The sequence below is a fragment of the Caulobacter sp. genome (genome assembly GCF_039596335.1).
Lineage (GTDB): Bacteria > Pseudomonadota > Alphaproteobacteria > Caulobacterales > Caulobacteraceae > Caulobacter.
Genome location: NZ_JBCNJZ010000009.1, coordinates 148,957 through 158,547, shown reverse-complemented (window position 1 = coordinate 158,547; position 9,591 = coordinate 148,957). Strand labels below are relative to the sequence as shown.

12 protein-coding genes are annotated in these 9,591 nt (G+C 68.0%); 6 read left to right on the top strand and 6 right to left on the bottom strand.

The window, feature by feature from the left end; all coding sequences use genetic code 11:
* Positions 1 to 2: 2 nt before the first annotated feature.
* The gene (locus ABDW31_RS19600; RefSeq protein WP_184721933.1) at positions 3 to 1,016 is read right to left on the bottom strand and encodes a protein CsuE; all 1,014 of its coding nucleotides are present in this window, start codon (positions 1,014 to 1,016) and stop codon (positions 3 to 5) included.
* Positions 1,017 to 1,129: 113 nt separating this feature from the next.
* Positions 1,130 to 1,798 carry a pyridoxamine 5'-phosphate oxidase gene (pdxH, locus tag ABDW31_RS19595; protein ID WP_184721936.1) on the bottom strand — a complete coding sequence of 223 codons (669 nt, stop codon included), beginning with the start codon at positions 1,796 to 1,798 and terminating at the stop codon, positions 1,130 to 1,132.
* A 101-nt stretch (positions 1,799 to 1,899) separates the two neighbouring features.
* On the opposite strand from pdxH, the gene ABDW31_RS19590 reads away from it, so the two are divergent.
* The 4 genes from ABDW31_RS19590 (at position 1,900) to ABDW31_RS19575 (ending at position 4,530) form a co-directional block, all read left to right on the top strand.
* Positions 1,900 to 2,601, top strand: a complete 702-nt coding sequence (locus ABDW31_RS19590; RefSeq protein ID WP_184721939.1) for a J domain-containing protein — start codon at positions 1,900 to 1,902, stop codon at positions 2,599 to 2,601.
* Positions 2,602 to 2,697: 96 nt separating this feature from the next.
* Complete coding sequence (locus ABDW31_RS19585) at positions 2,698 to 3,114, top strand: organic hydroperoxide resistance protein (protein WP_172263605.1); 417 nt, start codon at positions 2,698 to 2,700, stop codon at positions 3,112 to 3,114.
* A gap of 11 nt (positions 3,115 to 3,125) precedes the next feature.
* The gene (locus ABDW31_RS19580) at positions 3,126 to 3,572 is read left to right on the top strand and encodes a MarR family transcriptional regulator (protein ID WP_184721942.1); all 447 of its coding nucleotides are present in this window, start codon (positions 3,126 to 3,128) and stop codon (positions 3,570 to 3,572) included.
* Between the two features lie 13 nt (positions 3,573 to 3,585).
* Positions 3,586 to 4,530 (top strand): WcbI family polysaccharide biosynthesis putative acetyltransferase, encoded by a 945-nt coding sequence (locus tag ABDW31_RS19575; RefSeq protein WP_184721944.1) that lies wholly within the window; start codon positions 3,586 to 3,588, stop codon positions 4,528 to 4,530.
* On the opposite strand, the gene ABDW31_RS19570 is transcribed toward ABDW31_RS19575, so the two are convergent.
* The 3 genes from ABDW31_RS19570 to ABDW31_RS19560 form a co-directional block, all read right to left on the bottom strand.
* Entirely contained in the window at positions 4,527 to 4,955 is a 429-nt protein-coding gene (locus tag ABDW31_RS19570) for a DUF4282 domain-containing protein (RefSeq protein ID WP_184721948.1), read from the bottom strand. The two genes, ABDW31_RS19575 and ABDW31_RS19570, sit on opposite strands and share 4 nt — an antisense overlap.
* 105 nt (positions 4,956 to 5,060) lie before the next feature.
* Entirely contained in the window at positions 5,061 to 5,567 is a 507-nt protein-coding gene (locus tag ABDW31_RS19565; RefSeq protein WP_184721951.1) for a hypothetical protein, read from the bottom strand.
* A gap of 104 nt (positions 5,568 to 5,671) precedes the next feature.
* The gene (locus tag ABDW31_RS19560) at positions 5,672 to 6,265 is read right to left on the bottom strand and encodes a TetR/AcrR family transcriptional regulator (RefSeq protein WP_184721954.1); all 594 of its coding nucleotides are present in this window, start codon (positions 6,263 to 6,265) and stop codon (positions 5,672 to 5,674) included.
* Positions 6,266 to 6,388: 123 nt separating this feature from the next.
* On the opposite strand from ABDW31_RS19560, the gene ABDW31_RS19555 reads away from it, so the two are divergent.
* Together ABDW31_RS19555 and ABDW31_RS19550 are read left to right on the top strand one after the other, a co-directional pair.
* Entirely contained in the window at positions 6,389 to 7,711 is a 1,323-nt protein-coding gene (locus tag ABDW31_RS19555) for an oxygenase MpaB family protein (protein ID WP_184721958.1), read from the top strand.
* Between the two features lie 42 nt (positions 7,712 to 7,753).
* Positions 7,754 to 8,830 carry an acyltransferase gene (locus ABDW31_RS19550; protein ID WP_184721960.1) on the top strand — a complete coding sequence of 359 codons (1,077 nt, stop codon included), beginning with the start codon at positions 7,754 to 7,756 and terminating at the stop codon, positions 8,828 to 8,830.
* Here ABDW31_RS19550 and ABDW31_RS19545 read toward each other — a convergent pair.
* The gene (locus ABDW31_RS19545; RefSeq protein ID WP_184721963.1) at positions 8,827 to 9,525 is read right to left on the bottom strand and encodes an HAD family hydrolase; all 699 of its coding nucleotides are present in this window, start codon (positions 9,523 to 9,525) and stop codon (positions 8,827 to 8,829) included. The two genes, ABDW31_RS19550 and ABDW31_RS19545, sit on opposite strands and share 4 nt — an antisense overlap.
* Positions 9,526 to 9,591: the final 66 nt, after the last annotated feature.

Genomic DNA, 9,591 nt, shown 5'->3' with positions numbered 1-9,591 from the left:
GGCTATTTCACCTTGTAGGACAGGGTGATCTTGAAGTTGGACCCCGCCGCCATCGCGCCGCGCGGCTTGAGCCGCACATGCGTCACCTGGCTCTCGGTCGCCGCCGTCGGCGCGGCGGTCCATGACACCCCGCCATTGGTCGAGAACTCGACGTCGTCGGCGGTGCTGGTCCCTGACACATAGGAGAACGCCAGCCCCGAAGCGGGCGTGCCCTCGGTGAACGCGGCGAAGACGCCGCTCGTGCCGTCGCCGTCCAGCGCGACCGTGGCGTTGGTCGGCGTCGGGAACTTCAACTCCATCGTATTGCTGGCCAGGGGGGTGCTGTCGGGGTTGGTGACCGTCATGGTGACGCGCTGCCGGCCGCCCGGGATCGCCTTGGGATTGCTGGTCCCGTTCACGTCGTCGGCCGTGGTCGTGGTAGTCATCGTGATGGTCGCGGGCATGCCGCCGACGATCGTCAGTGAGACCGTGATGTCGGTCGGCTTGGCGACGCCCGAATCCGTGGCCCCGATACAGACGTTCCCCAGCACGATCGTGCAGAAGCTCCAGTCCCAGATGGCCCTGAACGAGCCGGTATAGACGCCGGACTTCAGCGGTCCCACGATTGTGGGCTTGATGTAGAGCGGCACGCTGGCCGGCACCGAGCCCAGCAGCCCCAGCACATCGGTCGTGCCGTTGATCAGCGCCGTGGGCGTGCCCGACAGCGGCATGGTTCCGGCGGCGTTGCCCGACAGCGTGTAATAGAGATCGGTCGCGCCGGACTGAGTCAGTTTGAAGCTGTTGGTGCTGGTGACCGACACCTTCAGATAGTTGGCGCCGAGCACCGACAGGACCGGCGAGCCGGCCGTGCAGCCGAAGCCTCCCGGCGAGCCGGGCAAGGTCGGCGCGCTGGCATAGGGCGAGTACGAGACCGTCGCCGTCGACGTCGTGGCCGCCGAACAGCCCGCCGACGCGCTGGAGGCGGCGAACAGCAATCCCAACGCCGCCAGGGAAGTGAAGAAGGCGCTCAGCCGCATCGTGAAGGTCTTCCGGATTTCACCCGAAAACCTAGGCCCTCACGGTTAATCGCCCCTCAAGGATGTGGCGCACGAAGGCGCTCAACCCCTAGACTTTGGTCTAGAAAAGCGTCCTACGGGAACAGGCGCTGGGTCGACCAGCCCTGGCCCACACGCGCGAACACCAGGCGCTCGTGCAGGCGGAACGGCCGATCGCGCCAGAACTCGATAGCCACCGGGACGATGCGATAGCCCGACCAATGCGGCGGACGCGGCACCTTCCCCAGGCCGAACTTCAGGCCCATCTCGGCGACGCGCTTTTCCAGGGCCAGACGGTCGGGCAGCGGCCGCGACTGGTCGCTGGCCCAGGCCCCGATCTGGCTGTGACGGGCGCGGCTGGCGAAATAGGCGTCGGCCTCGGCGTCCGTGACCGGCTCGACGATGCCGCGAATGCGCACCTGGCGGCGCAGCGACTTCCAGTGGAACAGCAGGGCGGCCTTGGGCTGGCCGGTCAGCTCCTGGCCCTTGGCGCTGTGGGTGTTGGTGTAGAAGACGAAGCCGCGGGCGTCGAAATCCTTCAGCAGCACCATGCGCGAGTCGGGCATGCCGTCGGCGTCGACGGTCGAGACCGTCATGGCGTTGGGATCGTTGGGCTCCTTCTTGCCCGCTTCCTCCAGCCATTCGGCGAACAGGGCGAACGGATCCTCTTCGCTCAGCAGGGCCGGCGGCGTGGCCTCGGTGACCTGGCGGACATAGTCGTCTTCGCTGGGCGAGGCGGGGATCAGGGTCGGGTCGGCGCTCATGCGTCCGATATAGGCCGGTCGCGCGCAGGGGGCCACACCATGCGGACCCTTAAAGTCTTAACTTAACGCGTCGTTGACCATCCGGGCGCAAGGGTCGGACCATGACTGCCCGTCCCGCCGCTCTATCGCTATCGGCCGCCCGCGCCCTGCTGGGTGTGACGCCGGACGCGGACGAACGCGAGCTGCGCAAGGCCTATCGTGAGGCCGCCAAAAGGGCGCATCCGGATCGTCCGACCGGCGACGCGGCCCTGTTCCGTGACGTGCTGGCCGCCTATCGCTTGCTGCAGGACACGCCGATCGTCCGCACGACCTTCCCGCCGGTGGTGGCCTCGGCCGCGCCGGTATCGGATCGGGTGTTCCTGGAGATCGATATCGCCACCGCCGTCGCCGGCGGCAGCCAGGACGTCGACATCGACGGCCGCCGCTTGCGGTTGAAGCTGCCCGCCGGCCTGCGCGACGGCGACCGGGTCCGCGTCGACGGCGTGCTGTTCGAGGCTCGCCTGCGCGGCCAGGACGGGGCGCTGGTGCGCGGCTCGGACCTGTGGCTGACCGGCAAGGTCGATCCGCGTGTGCTGGCCGAGGGCGGTCGCGTCGAGGCCGACACCCCGCTGGGCCCGCGCCTGGCCTGGATCTCGACCAAGGCCGCCGCCCGCGGCCTAGTCCGCCTGCCCGGCCAAGGCCTGCCGGCCCGCGCCGAGCACAAGGCCGGCGACCTGTTCCTGCGCCTGGAAGCCGCCGAGGCCGGCGCCGAAAGCCCCGCCCGCTCGCTGCTGAAGCGCTTCGCGGCCGCCTGGGCGGCGTAAATCCGACGCTCTGCGCGATTTTCTCGAGCTTCACCACTTGAAGAACAGTTGTGCGCGATTAAATCGCGCTCATCATTCAAGCCTTGGAGCTTTCCGATGAGCACTCTCTACTCCACCCGCGCCACGGTCGTCGGCGGCCGCGAAGGTCATGTCCGCACCGATGACGGTCTTCTGGACCTGCAACTGTCGATGCCCAAGGCCCTGGGCGGCAAGGAAACCGGCACCAATCCCGAGCAGCTGTTCGCCGCTGGCTACGCCGCCTGCTTCCAGAGCGCCCTAGCCCACGTCGCCCGCACGCAGAAGATCGCCCTGACGGGTTCGACCGTCACCGGCCAGGTCGGCCTGGCGACCCAGGAGGTTGGTTTCAAGCTGGAAGTCGCCCTCGAGGTCGAGACCCAAGGCCTCAGCCAGGCCGACGCCGAGGCCCTGGTGGCCACCGCGCACCAGGTTTGTCCGTATTCAAACGCCACGCGCGGCAATGTTGACGTGGCCATCACCGTCAAGGCGGCGTAACTAGTGGTGTAATGAGCAAGAACAACGCGTCATCCGATCCGTCCGTCGAAGCCCTCAAGCTCGACAACCAGCTGTGCTTTGCCCTGTATGGGGCGGCCAACCGGATGACGCGGCTCTACCGTCCGCTACTGGACGCGATGGGCCTGACCTATCCGCAATACCTGGTGATGCTGGTCCTGTGGGAAAGCAGCCCCCGCACCGTGGGCGCGCTGGGCGAGGCGCTGGACCTGGATTCCAGCACCCTGACCCCGCTGCTGAAGCGGCTGGAGGCGGCCGGCCTGGTCGAGCGCCATCGCGATCCGGAGGACGAGCGCCGGGTGATCGTCGATCTCAGCGACGCCGGACGCACGCTGCGCGAGGACGCCAAGGCGATCCCCGAACAGATGATCTGTGCGCTGGACCTGCAGATGGACGCCATCTCGACCCTGCGCGAGCGACTGAAGGTCCTGGCCCGCTAACGCCCCGATCCCGATGCCGCGCCAGAAACCGATCCGAGCCGCCATCTTCGGCGCCTGCCACGCCAACGCCCTGCTCAAGCTGCTGAACGGCATTCCGGGCCTGAACCGCAAGATCGTGTTCACGCCCGTGCCGGCGGTGATGAACATCACGCCCGAGGACATGGAGGCCTTCATCGCCTCGGTCCCCGACCTGGACGTGGTGCTGTACCAGCCGATCTCGGCCAATTATCGCGGCCCGCAGTTCGCCTCGGCCCGCATTGTCGAGGCCGCCGGCGCGTACACGACGCTGATCAGCTTCGCCTACTACCATTTCGAGGTCTACACGCCGTTCATCACCTCGGCCCTGCCCGGCCTGCCCGAGCCGCCGACCGAGTACATGGACTATCTGCTGGGCGCGCTGATCGCCCGCGGCTTCAGCGACGAGAAGATCGCCGACCGGCTGCTGCACCTCCAGGGCCTGGAGCCCTTCGTCGAGGGAATGGTCGCCGCCGGCTTCTACGAGTTCGGGGTGCGTGAAGACCGCGTGCTGGACGGCGACCGGCCGCTGGACGTGCGAATCTCCGACCGCGTGAGAGCGATCTGGAAGGATCAGCGGCTGGGCCATACGCCCAACCATCCGTCCGTCCTGCCCATGCGCTGGATCGCCGACGACATCCTGGCGCGGCTGGAGCCGATGATCGGCAAGACCCTGAGCGCGCGCTGGTCGCTGCATGGGGATCCGCTGAAGGACATCCAGTTCTTCACCGCGCCGTTCGTGCGCCAGGCGTTCGGCATGACCTTTCCGGACAAGCCCGTGACCCTGACCAAGACCCACGGCCGTCAGGGGCTGGCGGCCTACATCAAGGGCCAGCGTCCGTTCTATGAAGCGATTCCCCGCCAGCAGTTCATCGAGGCGGTGGAGACCATGGCCCAGCCGACGGCGCGGCCCTGGTACGGACCGCTACTGACGACCGACTAGCGCAGCGGCGGCTGCGGGGCCTGGCCCTGCGGCGGGGGCGGAGCCGCCTGGCGGCGCGCCTGGTAGGCGGCGTGGTCGGCGTCGCTGGTCTGGCGCAGGGCCCGCAGGTCCTCGCTGATCCGGAAGATGGCGACGTAGAACTCGCAGAAGGCGCGCCACAGCAGCACCAGCGCCCCGGCGACCAGCAGGCCGGCGATCAGCATCGGGAAGGCCAGCAGCAGCGAGCCCACGCCCGGCTCCTTGAGCGCCAGACCCACGGCCGCGCCCACGACCGAGAAGCCGAACAGGGTCACGACGCCCAGCCCAGCCCAATAGATGAAGTGAATCACCGGCCCGGTAACCAGGCGGTCGAACGTCAGCAGATCCCAAAGCAGCGAGTTGGACCCACGCTTGGTCTTATTAGCCGGAGGCATACTGAACCCCAAGTCGGCGAGAACCGCCCCGCTTTGAGGCTCCATCGCTACCAGCGAGAAGCCCGCTCGGCAATGCCGGGCGGGCTCGCGTTGTCTCAGATCAAGTCAAAGACGGGGTTACTGAGGCTTGGCGCCCGCAACCGTAGCGTCGATCTGGGCCTTGGTGGCCGTGGTCGAAACGCTGCCATCGGCGCCCGCGCTCAGGCTGTTGCCCGGCAGGGCGAACTTCACGCCGCCGTTGGTGACGATGACGTTGGTCGAGCCGTCGGCGCCCGTGCTGGTGCCGGTGATCTGGCCGACCGAGACGCCTTGCGAATCCTTCACGGCGGCACCGACCTTGAAGTCGGCGGCGGTCGCCGAGCTGGGCGTCGCGGCGCTGTCAGCCGGGGTGGCCGAAGGCTGAGTCGCAGCGGCCGGGGCCGTGCTCTCGGTGGTCGGAGCGGGCGTCATCGACTGCGCAGGCGCGGTCGGCGAGGCCGGGGCGGTCGGATCCGGCGTCGTCGCGGCGGGCGGCGTGGCCTGCGGCGCGGTCGGCGCGGTTTGCGGAGTCATTTCCTGGGCGAAAGCAGCGCCAGCGAACGTCAGGGACGCAGCGGCGGCGAGCAGCGCGATCTTGTTGGTCATGTTCACTCTCTCTCCGTCGAGGGCCCCACCCGGTGATAAAACAACGTCACCTTGCGGGGACGGTTCCGTCGGCGAGTCGACGCAGCACTCTACCCCCGCGCGTTTTATGCGCTGAGCAGGGCGAAGACATAGGCCTCCATCAGCCGCACCAATTCGTCCTCCAGACGCTCCGGATCCAGCTGCAGATCGGCCTCGATGGTGGCCGCGCGCAGCAGGCCGACCACCGCATGGGTGAGCACGAAACCGGCCTCGGGCGACAGGTCGAATCCCAGGCTGGCCTTGCCGGCGATAGTCTCCAGGAACGACAGATGGTGGCGCATGATCACCTGGTCGCCGCCCTCCAGGAACAGCGCGTCCAGCAAGGCCCGGCGGGTGGCGGGCGAGCCCTCGAACGAGGTCGTCAGGGTGCGCACGATCAACCGCACCGCCCCCAGCTCTGGCCGCGCGATCACCAGCTCGGCGATTCGATCACGGGCCGCATCGGCCCGGCGCTGGGCCAGGGCCGCCAGGATCGCCTGCTTGCCGCCGAAGTACTGGTAGAGCGTACCGATGCTGACCCCCGCCCGCTCGGCGACGCGGTTGGTGGTCAGGGCGTCCGGCCCGTCCTGCTCCAAAAGTTGAAAGGTCGCCTCGAGAATCGCCTCGACCGTCGCCTCGGACCGCGACTGGCGCGGCGTTCGCCTCGTCTTTTCAGTCACTTGCCGCGTCGCTCCCGCGTCCAGACCTGTCATGGGCAAGGCGAGTAGTCCTCGCCCCTCAGCCCCTTACCCTAGGACGCAATCGAAGGACCCGTCACGGGTCCGCTACGTCACGAGGATGAGATGCAAACGCCGCTGGACCGCGTCCGGGCCAAGGTCGCGTCGCAGAAGACCGCCCTGCCGGCGCTCTATGGCGACGTCGACTTCGACATCACGCCCGAGCGCTTCACCGACGATCCAAAGAAGAGCGTCGCCCCCAAGCTGTCCAAGACCGCCCTGGCCGACGACAAGGTCGCCCTGATCAAGGCCTACACCATGCTGGGCGACGTGGTGGCCGACGCCTATGCCGCCCTGATGCCGAAATACGGCTTTCGGCCGCTGATCCAGATGCTGACCACGGCCTGCGAGAAAGGCGTCCAGGCCGTACCCGACGCGCCGCCGGAGCTCCTGGCCTTCATCGCCGACATGGAGGCCACGCCCGACTGGGTCGACATGGACTTGGTGCGCGAGGGCCAGCGCCTGGACCGCAACGCCGCCGCCAATCTGGGCCCGTTCGCCATTCGCGGCGCGTTCATCGCCACCTTCATGAACAAGTACGCCGCCCTGCCTATGGCCTTGACCGGGACCCTGTCGAACGACACGGCCGCCCGCCGGGTCAACGAGACGGCGACCTTCTTCACCACCACCCTGCTGCCCGGCTCGCTGGAGCGGCACGGGGCCGGCTTCAAGGCTGCGGCCATGGTGCGGCTGATGCACTCGATGGTGCGGTTCAACGCCCTCAAGCGCTCGGATCGCTGGAATGTCGGCGTCTACGGCATTCCGATCCCGCAGGTCGACCAGATGCCGGCCGGCCTGATCCCGATCTTCCTGATGAGCTACAAGATCGTCGCCAAGGGCCGCACGACCTTCACGCCGGACGAGCGCGCCCGGGTCGAGCTGGCCCGCTATCGCTGCTTCCTGCTGGGCCTGCCCGAGGACCTGCTGGCCGACACCCCGCAGGGGATCGTCGACACCATGAACGCCCGCAGCGGCACCCTGCGCGCCGGCTTCGACGACGAGACCTGCGGCGAGCTGGTCCGCGCCACCCTGACCGCCTACCTGCCACCCGACGAGCGCCCCGAGAACCGCCTGTTCGACAAGGTCGAGCGCGGCTTCTCCAAGGTGTTCTTCCTGCGCAACTTCATGAACAACGACATGGCGGCCGCCCGGCGGATGGGCGTCGAGATCGGCCCGCGCGACTTTGCTTTGTTCGGTCTGGTGGCCCTGATCGTCACCAGCCAGCTGATGGCCTATCGCGCCGCCCGCCAGGTGCCCGTGCTGTCCAGCCTGGCCGACGCCCACCTGACCGCCAAGCTGCGCCGCCAGCTCAAGCGCTACGGCCACGCCGAGTTCACCAGCGACGCCGAGAAGTACCGGCCGGCGGGGGCCAAGGCGGCGGCTGCTTAGAGGCCCTGGCAGAGGACGGCGGCGCGTGGCACAGCTTGAGCCATGCGCCTGCCGCCCCTGAAGCCCGACTCCGACCAGATGCTGCACCTCGACGCCCTGCGCATCGTGGGGGCGGTAATGATCGTGGTGTTCCACTTCAACCGGTTCATCAATCTGGACGGCCGCTGGCAGCTGGCTGATGACACGATCAAGAGCTTCAGCCTGATCGTGGACCTGTTCTTTCTGATCTCCGGCTACGTCATGGCGGCGATCTATACGGGCAAGCTGACGAGCTTCGCCAAGTACCGCGACTTCCTGCAGAAGCGCGTGGCGCGCCTAGGACCCCTGCACTGGGCGACGATGCTGGTGTTCGTGGTCATCGCCGCCCTCGGCTGGGCCGGGGTGATCAACGAGCGGGACGCCTCACGCTACGACGTCACCTGCATCCCGCAGAACGTGCTGTTCATCCACGCCTGGGGGACCTGCAAGGCCCAGACATGGAACTTCGCCAGCTGGGCGATCAGCGCCGAGATGGGCCTCTATCTGGCCCTCCCCCTGCTGTTCTGGATCACCGCCAAGGGCCGCTGGGCCACAGCGGCCGTGGCGTTCGGAAGTCTCGCTCTGCTGCTGGGGATCTCGCGCGACGGCGAGACCTTCTCGCAATGGACCTTCAATTTCGGCGTCGCCCGCGCCGTGCCCGGCTTCATGCTGGGCATGCTGGCCTTCCAGATGAAGGACGTGCTGGCCAGGCTGCCGATGGCGCGGTTCGTGATGTGGGCGCTGCTGGCGGCGTTCGTGATCGCCTCAGGCCTGGGCGCGTCGCGCACCAGCCTGCTGTTCGTGATCTACGCCGTCGGCCTGGCCAGCGTCGCGGCCGACGCGGCCGGCGTCCAGGGCGGCGTCAGCCGAGCCCTGGCGCCCTGGGCCCAGCTGTCGTTCAGCCTCTATCTGCTGCACCCGATCGCGCTGAAGATCGCCCTCAACTGGATCGGCCTCGGCGCCTGGGGCCTGAACGGCGACGCCATGCGCCTATGGTGCCTCTTTTGGGTGATCGCCCTCTTCCCGATCGCCTATTTCTCGCTGATAGGCTTCGAGCGGCCGGCGCGGGATTGGATCGCCAAGCTGGGCCGCAAGGCCTAGCGCAGGCTGTCCACCCAGGCCGGCAACTCGCCGATATTGGCCAGTTCGGCATAGCGGGCATGGCCCACCGGCGCCTCGGCGGCCTCGTGGGCCCAGACCAGCGGATACGGGATCAGCGCGCCCCAGCAACCGGCCTCCAGCGCCGGCAACACGTCCGAGCGCATCGAATTGCCAGCCATCACCGCCTGTTCGGCGCCCGTGCCATAGCGCTCGAACACCCGGCGATAGGTGCCGGCGTCCTTCTCGGACACGATCTCGACGGCCACGAAGAAGTCTCCCAGGCCCGACGAGGCGAGCTTCTGCTCCTGGTGCAGCAGATCACCCTTGGTGACCAGGATCAGGCGATAATGCTCCGACAGCGTCGCCAGGGCCTTCTCGACGCCGGGCAGCGGCTCGATCGGCTCGGTCAGCATCTCGCGGCCCACGGCCAGGATCTCGCGGATGACGCGGGTGTCGACGCGACCGTCGGTCAGCTCCAGCGCCGTCTCGATCATCGACAAGGTGAAGCCCTTGGCCCCGTAGCCATAGACCCGCAGATTGCGCTTCTCGACGGCCGTCAGCTGGGCCTCGATCGTGTCGACATCGCCGTGCTCGGCCAGCAGGTCGATGAAGCGCTGGTGCGACAGGCGAAACAGGCTTTCGCAGTGCCAGAGGGTGTCGTCGGCGTCGACGCCGACCGTCGTGATGGTCGTCATGGCCCCTGCCTTAGCAGGGGTGCGCGACCGCCGCGAGCGCTCACCCTTAAGGAGGGGGCGAGACAT

Bases quoted from the DNA above. Each gene is read 5' to 3' on its own strand.
- ABDW31_RS19590 (WP_184721939.1), top strand. From the start codon at position 1,900: ATGACTGCCCGTCCCGCCGCTCTATCGCTATCGGCCGCCCGCGCCCTG.
- ABDW31_RS19575 (WP_184721944.1), top strand. From the start codon at position 3,586: ATGCCGCGCCAGAAACCGATCCGAGCCGCCATCTTCGGCGCCTGCCAC.
- ABDW31_RS19545 (WP_184721963.1), bottom strand. From the start codon at position 9,525: ATGACGACCATCACGACGGTCGGCGTCGACGCCGACGACACCCTCTGG.
- ABDW31_RS19555 (WP_184721958.1), top strand. From the start codon at position 6,389: ATGCAAACGCCGCTGGACCGCGTCCGGGCCAAGGTCGCGTCGCAGAAG.
- ABDW31_RS19585 (WP_172263605.1), top strand. From the start codon at position 2,698: ATGAGCACTCTCTACTCCACCCGCGCCACGGTCGTCGGCGGCCGCGAA.
- pdxH (WP_184721936.1), bottom strand. From the start codon at position 1,798: ATGAGCGCCGACCCGACCCTGATCCCCGCCTCGCCCAGCGAAGACGAC.
- ABDW31_RS19565 (WP_184721951.1), bottom strand. From the start codon at position 5,567: ATGACCAACAAGATCGCGCTGCTCGCCGCCGCTGCGTCCCTGACGTTC.
- ABDW31_RS19550 (WP_184721960.1), top strand. From the start codon at position 7,754: ATGCGCCTGCCGCCCCTGAAGCCCGACTCCGACCAGATGCTGCACCTC.
- ABDW31_RS19580 (WP_184721942.1), top strand. From the start codon at position 3,126: ATGAGCAAGAACAACGCGTCATCCGATCCGTCCGTCGAAGCCCTCAAG.
- ABDW31_RS19600 (WP_184721933.1), bottom strand. From the start codon at position 1,016: ATGCGGCTGAGCGCCTTCTTCACTTCCCTGGCGGCGTTGGGATTGCTG.